Here is a 20401-nt window from a genome sequence, read left to right on the forward strand (position 1 = left end):
CGGCTATTCCCCGATTCCAAGTTCCTGCTTGATTCCCAGCGCATCGTAGAGGAAATCACGCTGGAGGGTCAGGAGGTTTTCGGCGACCTTTGGGTCGTTGGTCATGTGGGTGATGCCGGTGAGCGGCAGGTAGGTGTGGGGGCGGCCGGCCTCCATCAACGCCTTCGAAAGCCGCAGCGAGTTGGCGATGCTGACGTTGTCGTCGGCGAACCCGTGGATAAGCATCAGCGGGCGGCGCAGCTTGGGGGCGTCGGCGACGATCGAGTTGCGCTCGTAGACCGCCGAGTCGAGGCCGAGGTAGCGCTCGGTGTAATGCGTATCGTAGAGCGTCCACTCCGTCGGCGGCGCACCGGCGCAGGCCGCGCGGAAGACGTCGGGGGCATCGAGCACGGCGAGTGCCGAAAGGAAGCCGCCGAAGGACCAACCGATTATCACCACGCGGTCGAGATCGGCTTCGGGCGCGACTTCCGGCAACGCATGCACGGCCTCCACCTGGTCGTCGAGCGAGACGTATTTCATGTCCTCGAACATCTCGCGATCCCATTTCGGGCCGCGCCCGGTGGTGCCGCGGTTGTCGGCGGTGACCACGATGAAACCCTGGTCGGCCCACCACTGGGACTCCCAATAGTTGGCCTGCGAGAAGGTGACCTGCTGGACTCCGGGGCCGCCGTATGGCTTCATGAGCACCGGCAGCTTGGTCGCGCCGGCAAATTTGCTGGAAGCACTCGGACGGGTGATGGCGGTGAACATGCGGTGCTCGCCGATTCGTGCGAACTCGGTATTCGGCGTGAAACCGGGGGTTTCAGCGTGGCTGGCAATAGAAACTTCCGTTGCATAACCAGAGTCGCTTGTCAGTACGTTGGCAGTACATTTATTACTGGATTGATTAATCAGACCGTGCACCATCACCGCCCCGGGATGCGCCATATCATGGCCGGAGACGACGACGCCATTGCCGCAACGACTTGCGCTCCACACACCCGGCGCAGCGGTGACCGGCACAATATGCCCGTCGAAATCGATGGTGACCACATCGTAACTGCGCGCGTCATGCAGTGCCGCATCGCTCTGCCAAGCCGAAGGAACTTCCGGCAGCAAAACATCACTTTCGCGCGGCGTGCGCTGCACCACAGCGAGCACGTTCTGGTCGCCGACATCCAGCACCTCACGCACCTGCCAGTCGACAGGCGTGAACGGCTTGCCATCGACCGTAAGCCGGTTCGTGTCGGTGTCCATATCGTTCAATGCGCAGACCAAGCGCCCGTCCGGCGTGAAGGCCGGGGTGCCGAGCACGAGGTCGATCCACTGGTCGTTGGCATGTTCTTCTAGAACGCGAGTACGCCCGTCGGGCTGGACCTCCAGCACTTGGTCACGCGTCTGCCGACGGTTCTGCACCAGCACGAGCGGCTCGCGGCCGGCCTTCCAGCTCACCGCTGCCACATATTCGTAATCCTCGCGGCTCCACGAAACGTTCTGCACGTCGCTGCCCGCGTAACGTCCGCCACGCTCGTCGTCGAACTCGAGATGAGCCAGCATCAGCCGCGTGATGGCGTTCAGGGTGAGCGCACGCGCGTAACGCCGGCCGGCCGCAGGCTTGTCGGGATGGGCCGGATCGCTGATATACCACATCGGCTCGGGCGAGCTGTCATACATTTCGAAGAGCAAGCCGCGCGAATCCGGCGCCCACCAGAAGCCGTCGTAACGGTCCATCTCCTCGCCGGCCACGAATTCGGCCAGCCCGATTTTCAGCGTTCCGCTCGGGTCGTTGCCGACGCTCCACACCGTGCTGAACCGGTCGCCGGAAGCGTTGGTTTCGTTGACATCGCCAGCCGTACGGGCTTCCTGCGCCTCGGCCGCGCAAGTGCGCGGATGCGAAGTATGAGCATGATGTATAGCGCCATTCCCGTTGCCATCAGCACTATCGGCGCCGTCGAGCCCGGCATCGTCCCAATCGGCGATATCCACCATCACCAGACGCGAACCAGTCGTGTAGGCGATATGCCTTCCGTCCGGCGAAATCCGCGGGTTCAGCACCGGCAGCCACTTGCTGTCCGGCGATGCGGTTTCCTGATTCTCGGCAGCAGTTGAGCTATCGTCATTTTCAGAATCCACACCATCATCGACGCCATCATCGGCATCCCCGCCGCCAATCGCGATCTGCCGCGTGCGAGCGCCGTCGCCATCCTCGTCGATCTCGCTGACGAACAGCTGCCCGTTGATGGTGAAGGCCGCGCGCCGCCCCGCGCTATCCACGGAATACGAAACAATGCCCTGCCCGCCTTCGCGCGCACGCTCGCGCCGCGCTTTCTCCTCGGCCGGCACGTCCTCGTTGTCGGCGTCGGCCAGCAGTTCGCGCGGATCGGCCAGCAGCACCTCGCGATGCGAGCCGTCAGCGTCAATCACGCTCATCCAAAGCGAGGTGACCAGATCCTCCGCCCCATCCGAGCGCAGAAACAGCGCCCGCGACCCGTCACCGATCACCGACGCGGCCCGAGGAGCCCCGCCCGTAAACCGCAGCGAACGCGCCCTGCGCCCCGGAAACTGTGCAATCGCCTTCGCTTGCGTGTTCAAATCGTCACTATTTTCAGCCGTATGTAAAGTCATGGTTCCAGTATAGGGAACCCGCGCTGACCGAGGGCGACATTTTGGCCCGTTGTGTCGTACCATATATATAAGAGCAGTGACGCAAGAAGCAGAGAAAAGAGAGAACGATGAAGTTTTGCAACCAATGCGGGCATCGGCTCGACGACGACAAAAAATTCTGCACGCACTGCGGAGCCCCAGCTCCTTCGGCAAGCGCAAACAGCGCTGTACCCCCGCATGGCAATGCGCCTCAACCCTCTGCCGCGGCATCCCTACCGCCGATGCCGCACAATACGCCACAACCGCAAAGCAACGCGGCTTCGGGAACCGGACAAACTACTGCTGCAACCGCAGCCACAGCCGCAACCTCAACAATCACCACAGCGGCCGGGGCAAACAGCAAGAAGCGCCTCACCATCCTCATCGCCGCCATCGTGGCCGCAGCGCTGGTCATCGCCGGCGCGGGCTTCGGCACTTACAAGGCCCAGCTCTGGGGCGGCAAAACTGTGCCGTCGCCGGCTGACCTCGGCCTTCAGAAAGCCTCCGGCACCCACGAATTCTCGGCCGCCGACGTGGAATATTCGCTGCACCAGCGCGGCTTCAAAACGGTCACCAAGCACGCATTCTCCGGCAAACCCAAAGGCAGCTTCATCAGCTATCGCCACGTCGAGGCGGGCAAGCGCTACAGCACCCACAAAGACACGATCACCCTCGTCGCTTCCGGCGGCCCGGGCGTGCCCGGCGGCACCCAGGGCAAACCGGTGCAACAGGTCCGGAAATCCCTCGACTCGATGAAGGTCCCCGTCCATTACCACAAGGTGATCGTCGGCGGCCAAGGCACCAAGCCAGGCACCGTCGTCGCCTCCTACCCCGCGCCCGGCCAGCCGGTCACCGACGGCAAGACCGGCATCGAGGTCGGTGTCGCCACAACCGGCAAAGGGGTGGGCTACGACGTCGTGGGTATGGGCAAGGACCAGGCCCAGCAGCAGTACGCAGGCGCCGGTTTCAACGTCACCTTGAGGGCCCGGTTCTCCAGCAAGAAGATGCTCGGCAAAATCGTCGACTCTTACCCCAGGCCCGGCAGCGAGGCGAACGGCGGCAATCTCATATTGTATTACGGTATTGACGCCAGCGGCTTCGACGAAGCGGTAAAGGGCAAGAACGTCATGTCCGACGACCTGTATGGCTCGCAGGACGACCCCGTAGGTGCGGCGGCGCCGGTTCAGGGCCGCTACTGCACCAACGGCGGCGAGTGCATCGACTTCACGGACATAAGCGACCATACGTCGATGCCTGCGACCGTCAGCTCCGAATACCCCCTCAAGGACACGAATGACTACGGCCACGGCCTGCTGTTCTGCGGGGCCATCCAACAACCTTTCTGCTACGACATGAACGAAACCAAGAAGCCGCTCTACAAGCAGGGTTCGGGCGCCTTCGAGCTGGCGCCCTATAACTACTCGACGGGCTTCTTCTGCGGCAGCACCTTCGTCGAGGGCGATGCGGGCAGCTCCTGCCACAACGGGCAGATACCCGAGGAATACAACCAGGAATATGCGGATCATCCGACCGGCGCCACCCATCAGATGGGCCCGCTATATATCTATTTCCCGGTGGGTTCCGACGTGTCCAAAGTGATGGATTCCGGCTATTTCGACAAGGCTTATGTAGCCAAGGCCAAAAAGCAGAAGACCCCAGACACCTCGCGCCCGTTCTTCATCCGGCGCGACAGGTCACTGTACAAAAAGACCAGCGTGAGCATCAGTAAAATAGACACCCCCAATCCCTTCCTGCCTACGTACGGAGGAGCGGAGAGCTCCCTCGAACCGGTCAAACCCGCGCCCAGCGACGAGACGGCCTACTACCTCGTCGAACAGCCGCAGCTCGACTGGGATTCGCTGCCCGACCTCGGCAAGTAGCGGAGACGCGAGTCGGACGGCGATATGACACGGTATGACGCAATGGCATAGACGATAAACCACAGAGAAAAGCCAAAAGAGCCATTACGAGAGCAATGGCGAACACGAAGAGAGACAGGACATGAGATTCTGCACCAATTGCGGGCAACGGCTCGCCGACGACGAGGAGTTCTGCGGGCAGTGCGGCACCCCGGCGCCCACCGCGCAATCCGCAGGCGCTGGTTCCACGAGCAACGCCGCCGGTAATACCAACACGAGCGGCAAGGGCACTGCAGGTAGCACTGCGGCCGCAGACAACGCAATCCCGCCCCTCCCCGGTTCCACACAACCGGTTCCTGCACCCACTGCACCCGCCGGAGGCCAGGTGCCGCTGCCGCACACTTCGCCGTCTACCTCGACTGTCGCCTCAGGCACCGCCTCACCCGCCGCAACAGCAACAGCAACGGCCGCCGTGACGACGGCCGCCAAGGCGCAGGCCAAAAAGAAGCTGACCATCATCATCGCGGCCATCGTCGCCGTCGTGCTGGTGGTCACGGGCGTCGGCTTCGGCACCTACAAAGCCGAAATCTGGGGCGGCAAGACCATTCCCGGCATAGCCGATCTGGGCGTGAAGAAATCCGCGAAAACCCACGAATTCACCGCCGCCGACGTGGAATACTCGCTGCACGAGCGCGGCTTCAAAACCGTCACCGAACAGGTCTTCTCGCCCAAGCCCAAGGGCACTTTCCTCAAATACCGCAACGTCACAGTGGGCAAGCGCTACAACGTGAAACGCAACCCGGTCATCCTCACCGTATCCGCCGGCCCGGGCGTGCCCAAAGGCACCAAAGGCAAACCGGTGCAGGACGTCGCCGACAGCCTCAAATCCATGGGCGTTCCGGTCCATTATCATAAAGTGATAGCTCGGGCGAGCCGGCACAAGGAAGGCACGGTCGTGGCCACATACCCGGCCGACGGCAAACCCGTGACCGACGTCAGCCATGGCATCGACGTCGGCGTCGCCACCATCGGCCACGGCATCAGCTACGACGTCCTCGGCATGGACAAGGACAAGGCACAGAAGGAATACACGGCCCCGACCTGGCTGGTCACGCTGATGCCCAGGTTCTCCAGCAAGAAGATGGTCGGCAAGATCGTCGACACCTATCCCAAGCCGGGCACGGCCTCGGAAGGCGGCGGCCTCCTCCTCTTCTACGGCATCGACGCCAGCGGACTGGACGATGCGGTCAAGGACGAATACGGCAAGATCGACGGCAAGGTCATCGACCTCTGGTCCTTGAACGCGCCCGTCGGCGGCAAATACTGCACCAACGCCGGCAAGTGCCTCACTCTCAAAACCACAGTTGGCAGCGATCTCTATCAACCATACGTCACCGTATCCAGTTCTGAAATCGCAAACCCTTACGACCACCTCGCCTTCTGCCACGCCGGCGGCGACCCGGCCTGTTCGCTGGGCAATGAATACGGCGAGCACGGCGAGCTCTACTACCGCCACCTGGGCGCCTTCGAACTGATGAGCGCAACAGCCATGAACCAGATCAAATGCGGCGACCACGATGACGTAGGCCGCACCTCCAGAAGCTCGCGCTGCGTGGCCGGCCAGGTCGTGCCGTACGACGGCTCGGACTCCTCGATGAGCGGTGCCACCTACGAGATGGGCCCTCTCTACGTCTACTTCCCGGTCGGCTCGAAAGTCAAGAGCGTGGTCGATTCCGGCTACTTCGACAAGGACGCCACGGCCAAGGCCAAGAAGCAGAAGGCAGTGGACACCTCGCGGCCGTTCCTGATCAGCCGTGACAAAAGCCTTTACAAGACCACCAGCGTCAACGTGCCCGACATGCGCACGCCAAACCCCTTCATCCCCGAAATGTACAAAAAGGACAACGGCACCCTCGTGCCGATGAAGCCCGCCCCGAGCGACGAGACCGCCTACTATCTGATCGACGACCCGCTGGATTGGGACGCGTTGCCCGATTTCGACATCACGAAGGCGCCCAAGAAGCAAGCTGCCGGCAAGTCCGGTTCCTCCGCCAAGAAGCCGAACAAGGGCTATAAGCCCCGTCTGCTCACCAAGGACTCCACTCCGGACCAGATCATCGAAGCGCTGGAAAACAACGACTTCGGACCAATCGCGGGCGATTACTGCAACACCGCCAAGGAATGCGTGCACATCAGCCGCACCGGAATCCTGACCGGCATCAGCGGCGCGGACGAGCTGTCCGTCCACAACGGCAGCCATCTCGCCCTCGCCGAAAACGTCGCCAGCACGAGGACCCCGTACAAGCCCAAATCCAGCACGCCGTACCTCAACCTGCGCGGCCCGGACAGCGAATACGGCTGCCAGGGCGGCAAGGGCCTCGACCAGTGCGCGGACGTCACGATTCCCGAAATGACCTCGACGCCCACCGACCTGATCTACGTCTTCAAGGGCGCGGACACCTCAAGCTGGTATCAACACGGCAACAGCGGCGAGAACAACCCGGGCTTCCTGGACGCCGAGGGCGACAAAAGCAAGCCTGCACCCACCACCATGCCATACATCTTCTTCATGAACAGCCACAGCTCCTCCATGTTGGACCCGCCTAGGAAGGACACCGTCTACTACCTGCAGCAATGACGGCAGACGAAGCCGAGACCCACTTGCGCCGCGAACTTTCCCGCCGCCGGGTTTCGTGGTGCAAGTCGGTCGTATCATATTTTTAGAGAATATCGACATGAGGGAAAGATGGTAATGAGGTTCTGTACCAACTGCGGCAACAAGCTCGATGACAACGCACAATTCTGCACGGCGTGCGGCACCGCCCAGCCCGCAACGCACGACACGGCAAACAACGGCGGCAACGAGCTCGCAAACAACAGCGGCACTTTTGCCGGCAGAACCCCGTCAGCCAGCGGCATCACACCGGCCATTCCTTTGCCCGGCAGCGGCGTGAACGGCACGCCATCGGCTCCCGTTCCGGCACCGGCCACAGCTCCTGTGCCAACCCCTACTTCTGCTCCAGCAGGCACTGCCATCGCAGGAGCGGCGAGCGCGACAACAACCACGGTCCGCCAACACACCAAAAAGCGCCTGATTATCATCATCGCTGCCATCGTGGCGGCCATCCTCGTCGTCACGGGCGCCGGCTTCGGCACCTACAAGGCCGAACTCTGGGGCGGCAAAACCGTGCCGGCGCCGGCCGATCTCGGCATCGCCAAGTCCAAGAAAACCCACGAGTTCACCGCCGCCGACGTCGAGAAATCCCTGCACGCCAAAGGCTTCAAGACCACCGTCACCGAAACGTTCTCGGCCAAGCCCAAAGGCAGCTTCATCAACTACCGCGGCATCCAATCCGGCAAGCGCTACAGCACCGGCAACAATCCCGTCACCATCCTCGCCTCCAATGGCCCCGGCGTGCCCAAAGGCACCAGCGGCCAACCCGTGCAGAACGTGACCGAAAACCTCGAATCGATGGGCGTCTCGGTGCACTATTACAGCATCGTCGTCTCCGAGCACGGCCCGAAGGAGGGCACGGTCATCGCCTCCTACCCCGCCGACGGACAGCCGGTGCGCGATACCAAAACCGGCATCGAGGTCGGCGTGGCCAAACGCGATGGCGGCATCGGCTACGACGTCCTCGGCATGACCAAGGACAAAGCCAAGAGCCAGTATGCGAGCGCCGGCTTCAACGTCACGCTCAAAGCCCGGTTCTCCAGCAAGAAGATGCTCGGCAAAATCGTGGATTCCAACCCCAAGCCAGGCTCCGTCGCGAGCGGCGGCGACCTGACCCTCTACTACGGCATCGACGCCAGCGGCATGAAGGACGCCGTGAGCATGACCAGCGTCTATGGCCCGGATTCGGACTGGGTGCAGCACGCATCTCCCTCAGTCAGGGAGGAAGCCGTCGGCTCGGCCGCGCCGGTGGCCGGCACCTATTGCACCAAAGACGGCAAGTGTATCAACCTCGACGAGGATAACAGCGATATGCCCAATGGCGTGCCCACCGTCTCCAGCTCCGAAGACCCCAAAGACACCTCGGCCGTCTCCATCAAAAACAACAACACACTCCTCTTCTGCGCAGCCATGCAACAGCCCAACTGCCAGCCCAAAAAAGGCATCCTCTACGGCAACGGGGCCGGTGCGTTCCAGCTGCTGCCGTACAACGAGGCCTACGGCTACAAATGCGGAGACACCGACGAAACCAACACCGGTTCCGGCCCCGCGGTCTGTGTCAACGGCAATCCGAACGCCTCGGTCGATACCGACAACCTCCCGGACATGACCGGCGCAAGCTACGAGATGGGACTGCTCTACACCTACTTCCCCGTGGGTTCCGACGTAAAGAAGGTGGTCGGTTCCGGCTACTTCGACAAGGGATCGGTCGCCAAGGCCAAGAAGCAGAAGTCCGTGGATACTTCGCGGCCGTTCTTCATCCGCCGCGACAAATCGCTGTACAAAAAGACCAGCGTGAGCATCTCCAGCTTGAACGACCCCAATCCCTTCACCCCGTCCTTCTTCCCGCGCGACCCCGACAAGGCGGCGCTCGAACCGGTGAAGCCGGCACCCAGCGACGAGACGGCCTACTACCTCGTCGACCAGCCCCAGCTCGACTGGAGCAAGCTGCCGGAATTCACCATCACCAAGGCGAGCAAAAGCGACAAAAAATCCGGTCATAAGCCCAATCAAAAGACGAAAACCAAACCGGCGAAGGACGCCACCCCCGATGAGATCACCGCGGCCGTAGGCAAGGGCGATTTCTCACCGATAGCCGGAAAGTATTGCAAGACTGATGGCAGTTGCCTGCAACTGGACAAGAAGGGGACGGTAACAGGAATCCCGTCGGACTGGAAAGACCAATCAAGCAGCCAACTGCACCTAGCCGGCCCAAAGGAGGAGTGGGGTGATGACGCGCGCAACTCCGTTCCCAATTCACCGTATCTGAGCCTCATCGGCCCCGACAGCGACTACAAATGCCCCGCGGGAACCGGGGAGGAACTCTGCTACAACAGCGGCGCGATCGAAGCCGATATCCAAAAGCCGATTTATATGATGTATGTATTCAAGAACGTGGATACCTCATTCTGGTATAACGGCAACAACTCGTATCCCAGTCCCGGATTCGCAGTTGGGGACGACCCGGACCAGCCTCCGGCCAAAGACAAGCCCTACCTCTCATTCTTGAGCTATCACATGAATGATTCACCACGAGATCACGATGTCTACTACCTGACAAAATAAGGCGAAACAGCCCAGCTGACCAATCAGTGACACGGGAACGTTTCCCGGCAACTCATTTTCGCGTTGCCACCGGCAGCCCCGCAGTAGAGAAGACGAACAAGGAAGAACAATCATGAGATTCTGCACGAATTGCGGCAATAAGCTCGACGATAACGCACAGTTCTGCACGGCATGTGGCACCGCACAGCCTGCGACGCACGGAACGACAGGTAACGGCAGCAACGGGACCGCAGTCAACACCACATCTGGCAACTACGCCAACAAAATCAGCCAGCCGGCAGCCGACAACACCATGCCTTCCATCCCACTGCCCGGCAACGCGAACGCGAGCGCCCCTACCAACGACAGGAACGCCAGCATGCCCGCCGACAACCGGCAGACGACGCAACGCCCAGCACCTGCAATGGCCACGACTCCGGCTCCGGCTCAGCCAACACAGCCGTCAGCACAACCAGCCCAGCCAGCGCAGCCAACACAACAAACCCAGCCAGCATCCGGTTTCGCGGACCCAGGCACAGCAACCGCGGTCCGCAAGCACACCAAAAAGACCCTGATCATCGCCATCGCAGCCATCGTCGTCGTGGCGCTCGTGGCCACCATCGTCGGCTTCGGCACTTACAAGGCGCAGATGTGGGGCGGCAAAACCGTACCCTCACCCGCCGAGCTCGGAGTAGTCAAATCCAAGAAAACCCACGAATTCACCGCCGCCGACGTCGAAAAATCGCTGCACAAACGCGGGTTCAAAACCGTCAAAGAGAAAACGTTCTCGGCAAAGCCAAAGGGCAGCTTCCTCAAATACCGCGGCATCGATGCACACAAACGTTACAGCACCAGCAGCCAGCCCATCACCATCCTGGCTTCCGGCGGCCCCGGCGTGCCCAAAGGCACCAGCGGCCAACCTGTGCAAAACGTGACCAACAACCTCGGATCAATGGGCGTTCCGGTACATTATTACAAAGTGATAACCGACACGAGCAAGACCAAGGAGGGCACCGTTCTCACCACTTATCCTTCAGACGGCCAGGCGGTCACCGACGCCAAAACCGGCATCAACGTCGGCGTCGCGACTTCAGGCGACGGCGTCGATTACAGCGTCGTGGGCCAAAACAAGGACCAGGCCAAGCAGCAGTACGCCGGCAAAGGCTTCAATGTCACGCTCGTTCCCCGTTTCTCCAGCAAGAAGATGATTGGCAAGATCGTCGATTCCCAGCCCAAACCAGGCAGCGCGACGAACGGCGGCGATCTCTTCCTCTTCTACGGCATCGACGCCAGCGGCATGGACGACGCGGTGCGTTTCGGGCCAGGCAGCATCAACGACGACGTGGCCAACGCGTTCTACGCGCCCGTAGGCGGCACCTATTGCACCAAAGCCGGTTCCTGCATCAATCTCGACCAGACAGTCACACTCGAAAATCCGGGCGATGGAGGAACTCCGTTGCTCAATACCAGCGTTTCCAGCTCCGAGCTGCCCGGGAAATACGGCACCGCTCTCAATTTCTGCATGCACGGCGGCGATCCGGGTTGCGCGTCGAGAAGCACCGGCGACCCTTCGAAACAGGCCGACCTCTTCTACAAGAACAAGGGTGCCTTCGAACTGATGGACCAGAGTATCGACCAAATCACCTGCGGAACAGGCAGCATCGCCCGTTGGGATCCTATGGGTATCTGCGTCAACGGGCAGTCAACCGGTCCGGACTACGGCAGCCTCGATTCGCCGATGTCCGGAGCCAGCTACGAAATGAAGCTCCATTACGTCTTCTTCCCCGTCGGCTCGGACGTCAAGGGCGTGGTCGATTCCGGTTACTTCGACAAGGCCTACGTCGCCAAAGCCAAGAAACAGAAGCCCGTCGACACCTCGCGTCCGTTCTTCATCCGCCGCGACAAGAGCCTTTACAAGACCACCAAGGTCAATGTGCCGAACCTGAAAACCACTAACCCGTTCGTGCCCGACAAACCCGGCAAGATGGTGCCGACCAAACCCGCGCCCAGCGACGAAACCGCTTACTACCTCGTCGACGAAACGCAGCCGGACTGGAGTTCGCTGCCCGAATTCACGATTTCGAAGGGCGGCAACAAGGCTGATCCGAAGCCCAACGCCAAAAACGCGACCCCGGACCAGATCACCAAAGACGTGGTGAACGGCGACCTATCGCTTATCGCAGGCAAATACTGCAACAATGCCAATGAGTGCCTCCAGCTGGACAAGGACGGCAACCTCACCGGAATGAAAAATTATCACGATACCAAAATTCATCTGGCAGGGGCCAAGGAGGCCTGGGGCGAGGACTCGCGTCAGAACTGGAGCAATTCGCCATATCTGACGTTCAACGGCCCAGACAGCGACTACAAATGCCCTGCCGGGACGGGCATGCAGCTTTGTTATGACAGCGGTGCATCCGAAGCCGAAATCCAAAAACCGGTCTACGTAATCTACGTCTTCAAAAACGCAGACACCTCGTTCTGGTACACGAAAGACGATCCGTCGCCAAGTCCCGGTTTCGACCACGGCGACGGCCCGGCGACCGCGGCCAAAACCGACCGTCCCTATCTCGATTTCATCGGCTACCACATGAACTCTGCCCCCGCCGACGATGCCGTCTACCACCTGCAGGAATAGGGCCGCCTCTTGGGTCAAGCCCGTCTTGCATCTCATTTATGCCGAACAAAACGCAAGACGGGCAATCTAGCTCACGTCCACAACTGACAAGAATCCTAAAGAACCCTCAACGTCAGCAGTAACATCGTCGCGAAGCCGATGCCGACTACGGTTATCATGATCACGAATGCGGCAAACACCCTGTTTATCGGCATTCTCTGCGCAAGACAGAGCAGCACGTTGAACAGCTGTGACCAGAAACCGTGGTGACCGCGAGGATCACCAGGGGCAAGCATTGCTCACCTCCCTTCGAATAGCCAATGATTCATGCGCATCGACGAATTCTCAGGTACGCCAATGTACAGTTAAAATCATATCAGTTGTCGCATTCGAGCAAGACGAAAACGGTCTTTGCGAGAATCAAGAATCGACTTTCTTGCTCCTGTGTTTTCAACGACAAGACAGCGAAACAGGTTTGACAAACCTCCCGTTGCTGATAGATAATGACATTGTCTTGATATCTCAGGGCCGGACACAAGAGGTGTCGGTGGCGGTTTCGGCATGATTTTCTTCATACCGATTTGGAACTTGACAATATCGGTAAGTGTCTGGCTTCAAGACAAAAGCTTCGAGTAGCTCGATGATTCAAGCGGGAGCCGGCGAAATCCGACTCCCGCTTTACGTTTGGTGCGTGGCTATCCCAGCAAATTACTTTCCCCCACAATGAAGAAATTGCACGGATTAGGCCGAAAATTGCAACTCGTTTGCGGCCTCGCGTAAGATAGTGGCTGATAAGAAAGGGGCTACGATGAGCGTTTTTGATCGTTTTGAGAAAAGCGTTGAGGGAGCCGTGAACGGTGTCTTCTCGAAATTCGGCTCGAAAGACCTTCAGCCGGTCGACCTCTCCAGCGCTCTCGAACGCGAGATCGACGCCGAGGCCATGCCGGTCGGGCGCGACCGCACCGTCGCCCCGAACGAATACCGCTTCAAGCTGAGCACACCCGATTTCGACCGCATCGAACAGTGGGGCAGCGAGACGCTCGCCAACGAGCTTGCAGACAATCTCACGCAGTACGCCAAAAGCCAGCACTACGCTTTCGTCGGCCCTGTCGTGGTCATCTTCGAAGAAGACCTCGATCTGAGCAAGGGCAACTTCAAGCTCACCAGCGAGTCCGTGCAAGGCAACGCCGTTCCGGTGACCACCGAGAACCAGTCGCAAGACAGCCCGATGCTCGAGATCAACGGCAACCAATACCTCCTGACCAAAGAGAAGACCATCGTCGGCCGCGGTTCCGGCTGCGACATCGTCATCGACGATCCGGGAATCTCGCGCAACCACCTCGAAATCGACATCACCCCGAACGGCACCATCGCCCGCGATTTGGGTTCCACCAACGGAACCTACGTGGAAGGGCATCAGGTGCCGGCGGCAACCCTGCTCGACGGCAACACCATCACCATCGGCCACACCCGCATCCTCTATTGGGCTTCACAGCAGGATCAGGAATAACGGCCAGACGCTAGGCATATCCTCTATGATTACCGAACTTACCTTTGCGATTCTCAAGTATGGCTTCCTCGCCCTGCTCTGGGTATTCGTATGGCTTGCCGTGCGCTCGCTGAAACGCGACGTTGAGACGCTGAGTCCGCACAAATCGTGGTCGCACCGCAAAAGCGCTCGCCGCGCGCGCAAGGCCGCCGAATCCAACCCGATGCCGGCCATGGCCAACGCCCCCGTAGCCACGTCGCACCGCGGCAACCCCGGCATGCAGATGGGTATGGCCGGCGGTTCCGGCGTCAATGCCAGACCAACGCTTCTGACCATTATCGACGGACCGCTCGCCGGCTCGTCCGTTCCGTTGAGCAAGGGCACCATCACCCTCGGCCGTTCCAGCTCCAACACCGTGGTTCTGGACGACGAATTCGTCTCCTCCCAACATGCGCGGGTCTACGCGGACCCGGCTTCCGGTTCCTGGGCCATCGAAGACCTCGGCAGCACGAACGGCACCATCGTCAACCACCGCCGCATCACCTCGCCCGTGGTCCTGCCCGCGCGCGTGCCCGTACGCATCGGCGCCACAACGTTCGAGTTGAGGTGATCGCCAATGTCAGATACCTCGAATCTTTCCAATCCTTCCGATTCCACCATGCCGCCTTCGATCCCGGTAACCGAAACCGGGGCGAAAACCTACGAAAGTAACGGCGAAGGCACGCCGAACACCCAACGCATCGCCATCGATCAGGATGGGAAAACGGGCAAGATGCCCCAAGTGACGCCCTCGGCCACAAGCCATCCCGGCCCATCCAACCGTCCCGGCACTTCCGACAGCGAGCAGCTTTTCCTCTATTCCACAACGGTTTCCGACGTCGGCACCGTACGTAGCAACAACCAGGATTCGTCGTTCGCCGGTGAGCACCTCATCGCCATCTGCGACGGTATGGGCGGGCACGCAGGCGGCGACACCGCTTCCACCATCGCCATCCGATCCTTGGCGCACATCGAGCAAAGCGACGCCAAAAGCAACGTGGCCTCCATCGCCTCGATGATGGAAACCAGCGTGATGGCGGCCCACGACGCCATCGTGGGCAAGGCCAAGCGCGAGCGCACGTTGGCGGGCATGGGCACCACGGTGACAGCCGTTGCCCTCGTCTCGGGCCATTGGGTCATCACCCATATCGGCGATTCACGCGCCTACCTGCTCCGTGACGGCAAGATCCGCCGCATGACGCAGGACCACAGCTACGTCCAGCACTTGATCGACACCGGCCGCATCAGCGAAGCCGAAGCACGCAACCACCCGCAGCGCAATGTGGTCATGCGCGTGCTGGGCGATTTCGACATCGATCCGCACCCCGACATCGCGATTTTGACCGCAAAACCGACCGACCGCTGGCTGCTGTGCTCCGACGGCCTTTCCGGCGTGCTGGAAGACGACACCCTCGAGCAAATGCTCGCGACGGTTTCCGACGAAGAGGAATGCGCCCAGCAGCTGGTCGCGATGGCGCTGAAGGCCGGAAGCACCGACAACGTCACGGCCGTCATCGCCGACGCGACCCTCGCGCTCGACGCCGATTCCTTCGACCTTCCCCACCAGACCCCGGTCGTCGGCGGCGCCGCGGGCTCCAACCTCGAAGCCATCGCCGACATCATCAAGGAGCCGGTCTGCTCTTCACCGGTCCTGCGGCTGGGCAAGCAGTCCCCGGCTCAGCGGGCCGCAGCCTTGACCCATGGCGGGTACAGCGACAATAACAACAGCGATAGCGATGATGACGCCAATCCCGGCCAATACCCCCCTGACTCCCAACCTCCCGTTCCGGCCGACATGTCGGATGATGCCGACGACGATAGCAACAGCGACGATAACAACGACAACGCGAATATCGTCCACGTCGCCCAGCCCTCGTCCGTGCGTGACGAGAACGACAACAAGGCCAACATGGATACCGGCGAGATTCCGGTGGTCAAGAAGAAGGACGGCCGTGTTTCCGCCGACCCCAACGATCCGGAGGTCGCCCGCGCCATCCGCCGCGAACACCTGCGCGAACGCAGGGAAGAGAGGAAAAAGCACAACAGAGGCCGTATAGCGGTTATCCTCGCTTTCGTCATCGCGCTGGGCGCTTTGCTCGGCGTGGGATTCGGCGCATACCGCTGGAGCCAAACCAAGTATTACGTGGGGACGAGTGACGGCACCGTTGCCATTTACCAAGGCGTCAACACCAATCTGTTCAGTCTGCCCCTTTCGCACAAAGTCGAATCCACTGACATCAAACTGAACAACCTGCCTCAATCCTGGAACGACGCGTTGGATGAGGGCATCGCCGTCGACACGCTCGCCGAGGCGAGAAGCCACGTCACCATGATCAGGAAAGAGGCCAAAACCCTCCAGACCTCGAAGAAGAAGAATCCGCCGTTGCCGTGGGAACCCGTAGCCCCGGTTATGACTCATCCCAACAGCGACAAACCGGATGACGCCGAAGCCGACGCCGCGCAACCGGCGGACGTCTCCCCTACTGTAGACGGCGTCTCGCTAACGACGACACCCACAACCGCCAGCGCAGAGGCGGCGAGCGCATGATCGCCACCCGTTTGCGTCAGATCGCCCTGCTGCTGTTCGCCATCGCGATCAGCGGCATCGCCTTTTTCCAGCTTTTCGCGCGCGTTTACAACGGTTTCCCCGCCAACCTCGTCACGGCCCTTGTGGCGGTGGCGGCACTGTTCATTGTGCTGTGGGCGCTGCTGCTGAAATTCCAGCCTTACGCGAGCCAGCAGATCCTGCCCTGCGTGATGTTGCTGACGGCGATCGGCACGATGATGATCGCGCGCATCGATTACGCCAAGAACACGTCCGTAGCCTACCGCCAGCTGATTTGGGCGTGTGTCGCGCTGGTGCTGACGTGCATTTTCATCATCGCGCTGCGAGATTACCGCGTATTACGCCGCTTTTCCTATGTAAGCATGGTCGTCGGCCTGGTGCTCCTGCTCTCCCCCATGATTCCGGGCCTCGGCAAGGAAATCGGCGGTGCCCGAATCTGGATCGGCTTCGGCTCGCACACCCTGCAGCCCGGCGAGTTCGCCAAGCTGTTCCTCGCCTTCTTCTTCGCGGCCTACCTGTTCAACCACCGCGACCAGCTGGCCGTCGGCGGCAGGAAAGTGGCAGGCCTGCAGCTTCCCCGCGTGCGCGACATGGGCCCGCTCATCCTCATCTGGTTCGCCTCCATCGGCGTGCTCGTTGTGCAGCACGACCTCGGCACCTCGCTGATGTTCTTCGCCATGTTCGTTTCGATGCTTTACGTCGCGACCGGCCGCGGCAGCTGGCTGATCATCGGCGGCATCGCGTTCGTGGTCGCGGCGGTGTTCTCGGTCAAGTTCTTCGCACACGTCGGCTATCGCGTCGACGGCTGGCTGCATCCCTTCGATGCCGCGGTCTACAACCGCAAATACGGCAGCTCCTACCAGCTGGTCACCGGCATCTTCGGCCTCGCCTCCGGAGGCCTGCTCGGCACCGGCATCGGGCAGGGCCACCCGGGCCTGACCCCGCTCGGCAATTCCGATTTCATCTATTCTTCCCTCGGCGAGGAACTCGGCCTGACCGGCCTGATGGCGATTCTGATGCTCTATCTGATCATCATCACCTCCGGCCTGCTCACGGCCATGAAAATCAAGGACGGTTTCGGCAAGCTGCTCGCTTCCGGCCTCGTGTTCACGATGGCCTTCCAGGTGTTCACCGTGGTCGGCGGCCTCACCCTGGTCATACCGATGACCGGCCTGACCATGCCCTATATGGCCGCCGGCGGTTCGTCGCTGGTGGCGAACTATATCCTTGCGGCGCTGCTGATCGTCATATCCAACGAAGCCAACAAGCCGGAGCCCGAAGGCGAGCTTTCCAACACCATGCAATACGAAGCGATGGAAGTGCTCAACGAGCGCAACGCGCAGAAAAAGAGCCGTGAAGCCAGGCATTCCCACTCCCGCTCGCGCACTCGTTCGGACCCGCGTTCCCGTTCGGACTCGGGCTCGGACGACGCCGAACCCGCCACCTCGAGTTTCCCCGTGGCTGTGTCATCGCCGTCGTCCCCCGTACCCCGCTCCGCGGCCTCGGACCCGCAGGCAGGAGGCCAGCTATGAACAAATACCTCCGCCAGCTGTTCACCGCCGTCGTCGTCCTTTTCGCGGTTTTGGGGCTTTCGAGCACCATGATCACGGCTGTCAATGCCAACAAGCTCAACAACGACCCACGTAACCAGCGTGGGCTCTACCACGAGTTCAACGCCCCACGCGGCTCGATACTCGCTTCCGACGGCACGGTGATGGCCAAGTCCGACCCGGTCAACGATCCGTTCGCCTACCAGCGCTCATACTCCAACGGCCCGCTCTACGCGCCGGTGACCGGCTACTTCTCCATCAGCCAGCGTGCCGACCGCGGCCTCGAAGATTCCCGCAACAAACTGTTGACCGGCGAATCCAACCAGCTCTTCTGGCAGCAGTTCAAGTCGCTGTTCACCGGCTCGGCCAACAAGGGCGCTTCCATCGAAACCTCCATCGACCCGAAACTGCAGACCCTGGCCTACGATCAAATGGGCGGGCAGAGCGGCTCCGTGGTGGCCCTCGACCCGAAGACCGGCCGCATTCTGGCCATGGTCTCGACACCAAGTTACGACCCGAACGTGCTGGCCAGCCACGACACCACAAAGGTCAATGAGGATTATTCGCGCCTCACCGGAGACCAGACGAACCCGATGCTCAACCGCGCGATTTCCGAACTTTACCCGCCCGGATCCAGCTTCAAGACCATCGTGGCCACGGCAGCGCTGGAAAGTGGCAAATACCAGCCGGACACCTCGATTCCGGCCGGTGCCAGCTATACGCTGCCCGACACCAACACCCAGCTGACCAACGCCACGATTTCGGGCAACGGCGGCGCAGAAGGCAAGCTGTCAATGGAAGACGCCTTCGCCTATTCCTCGAACACCGCGTTCGCCCAGCTCGGCAATGCGTTGGGTGCGCAGGCCATCCAGGACACGGCCAAGAAGTTCGGCTTCGGCTCTTCGATTCCGATCGACGGTTCGAATTCCACTGGTGACCCCATGCAGGCCATCGCCTCGAAATTCCCGGACAACCCGGCCCCGGATCGTCTCGCGCTGGCATCGATCGGGCAGGGAGACACCCAGGAGACGCCGTTGCAGAACGCGTTGATCGCCTCGGCCGTCGCCAACGGTGGAACGCTGATGCGCCCGACCCTGGTCGACCGCGTGCGTTCCAGCGACCTCAGCGTGATCTCGCGGACCAGCCCCAGCGTGATGAGCCAGCCGATGAGCAAGGATACGGCGGGCAAGCTCACTGAAATGATGAAGGCCGTCATCACCAAGGAGGACCCGAATCTGGCGATCCCCGGGGTCTCGGTCGCCGCGAAAACAGGCACCGCCCAGATCGGCGTCGGCAACCAGAGCAACGACGGCTGGATCATCGGCTTCGCGCCGGCGGACGATCCCAAGATCGCGGTCGCCGTGGTCGTTCATAATACAGATATGGCAGGCGGCGACGCGGCCGGACCGATCATGAAGGCGTTAATGAGGGAGGCACTGGGCAAATGAAGCTCGTTGAAGGTCAACTGATTCACAACCGGTACCGCCTTGACCGCCGGCTCGCGCAAGGCGGGATGGGCGAGGTCTGGAAGGGTTACGACATCCAGCTCGGACGCGTGGTCGCCATCAAGGCGTTGCGCGGAGACCTGACCGACGTGGAGGCCAAAAGGCGCAGGCTGCGCATCGAAGCGCACAATTCCGCCGATCTGGCCCACCCGAATATCGCCGCGTTGTTCGATTACTATGAGCATGACGGCATCGGCTTCCTGATCATGGAGTACGTCGACAGCGAGTCCCTGGCCGATCTGTACCACGAAAAGGGCGCGATGGATCCGCTGGAATTGCTGCCGATTCTGGTGCAGGTCGCCCGCGGGCTCTACGTCGCGCATTCCCACGGTGTCATCCATCGCGATGTGAAACCCGCCAATATCATGGTCTCCAAGGACGATCAGGTCAAGATCACCGATTTCGGCGTCTCCTATTCCACCAATCAGGCGCAGATCACGCAGGACGGCATGGTCGTCGGCACAGCGCAATACATTTCGCCGGAGCAGGCGCAGGGCAAGAAGGCCACCCCGCAGTCCGACATCTATTCGCTGGGAGTCGTGGCGTACGAAGGCCTATGCGGGCAACGCCCGTTCACCGGCGCCACTCCGGTCGATATCGCCGCCGCACACGTCAACGACGCCGTTCCGCCACTGCCCGACACTGTCGACCTGCAACTCGCTCAATTCGTGATGTCGATGCTTGCCAAGGACCCGCTCGACCGGCCGAAGGATGCGCTGGTGGTCTCCCGCACGCTTTCGCATATCGAACGCCGGCTTTTCGATCAGGAGGCGTCGTTCAGCGAGACCACGATGGTCTCCCGCGACGGGCGCATCGCGCGGCGCGTGGTCAGCGCCCCGTATTCTCCCGACGGAACGGTGGCAGGCAGCCCTGCCGTAGCGCCGAGCCGCAATGTGACAGTCGCGAAAGCGGGCCCCGACGTCGGAAAGGCCGAAG

10 protein-coding genes and 1 pseudogene are annotated in these 20401 nt (G+C 61.1%); 10 read left to right on the forward strand and 1 reads right to left on the reverse strand.

All coding sequences use genetic code 11. The features are described from left to right. Nucleotides 1–3: 3 nt before the first annotated feature. A complete protein-coding gene (locus OZX71_RS08565; protein ID WP_277160024.1) occupies nt 4–2604 on the reverse strand; it encodes an alpha/beta fold hydrolase in 2601 nt (866 codons plus the stop codon). 107 nt (nt 2605–2711) lie between these two features. Here OZX71_RS08565 and OZX71_RS08570 point away from each other — a divergent pair, with 107 nt between their 5' ends. The 10 genes and pseudogenes from OZX71_RS08570 to OZX71_RS08615 form a co-directional block, all read left to right on the forward strand. Beyond that, entirely contained in the window at nt 2712–4502 is a 1791-nt protein-coding gene (locus OZX71_RS08570; protein WP_277160025.1) for a PASTA domain-containing protein, read from the forward strand. Nucleotides 4503–4623: 121 nt separating this feature from the next. Next, a complete protein-coding gene (locus OZX71_RS08575) occupies nt 4624–7119 on the forward strand; it encodes a zinc-ribbon domain-containing protein (RefSeq protein ID WP_277160026.1) in 2496 nt (831 codons plus the stop codon). Between the two features lie 114 nt (nt 7120–7233). After that, nucleotides 7234–9720 (forward strand): PASTA domain-containing protein, encoded by a 2487-nt coding sequence (locus OZX71_RS08580; protein WP_277160027.1) that lies wholly within the window; start codon nt 7234–7236, stop codon nt 9718–9720. A 112-nt stretch (nt 9721–9832) separates the two neighbouring features. Continuing rightward, complete coding sequence (locus OZX71_RS08585) at nt 9833–12337, forward strand: PASTA domain-containing protein (protein ID WP_277160028.1); 2505 nt, start codon at nt 9833–9835, stop codon at nt 12335–12337. Between the two features lie 787 nt (nt 12338–13124). Next, the gene (locus OZX71_RS08590; RefSeq protein ID WP_277145993.1) at nt 13125–13826 is read left to right on the forward strand and encodes a DUF3662 and FHA domain-containing protein; all 702 of its coding nucleotides are present in this window, start codon (nt 13125–13127) and stop codon (nt 13824–13826) included. 25 nt (nt 13827–13851) lie between these two features. Further along, a complete protein-coding gene (locus OZX71_RS08595; RefSeq protein WP_277145992.1) occupies nt 13852–14415 on the forward strand; it encodes an FHA domain-containing protein in 564 nt (187 codons plus the stop codon). A 162-nt stretch (nt 14416–14577) separates the two neighbouring features. After that, nucleotides 14578–16392, forward strand: coding sequence for a PP2C family serine/threonine-protein phosphatase (locus OZX71_RS08600; RefSeq protein WP_277160698.1), 1815 nt, complete (start codon nt 14578–14580; stop codon nt 16390–16392). Further along, nucleotides 16389–17942, forward strand: a complete 1554-nt coding sequence (locus OZX71_RS08605) for an FtsW/RodA/SpoVE family cell cycle protein (protein ID WP_277160029.1) — start codon at nt 16389–16391, stop codon at nt 17940–17942. The genes OZX71_RS08600 and OZX71_RS08605 overlap by 4 nt, the downstream gene beginning before the upstream one ends. Next, nucleotides 17939–19408: a penicillin-binding protein 2 gene (locus OZX71_RS08610; RefSeq protein ID WP_277160030.1), complete on the forward strand. Its 1470-nt coding sequence runs from the start codon at nt 17939–17941 to the stop codon at nt 19406–19408. Before OZX71_RS08605 ends, OZX71_RS08610 begins: the two co-directional genes overlap by 4 nt. Then, nucleotides 19405–20304, forward strand: a pseudogene (locus OZX71_RS08615) (serine/threonine-protein kinase); the annotation flags it as partial. The gene OZX71_RS08610 and the pseudogene OZX71_RS08615, both read left to right, overlap by 4 nt. Nucleotides 20305–20401: the final 97 nt, after the last annotated feature.

Source organism: Bifidobacterium sp. ESL0764, assembly GCF_029395515.1.
GTDB lineage: Bacteria > Actinomycetota > Actinomycetes > Actinomycetales > Bifidobacteriaceae > Bifidobacterium.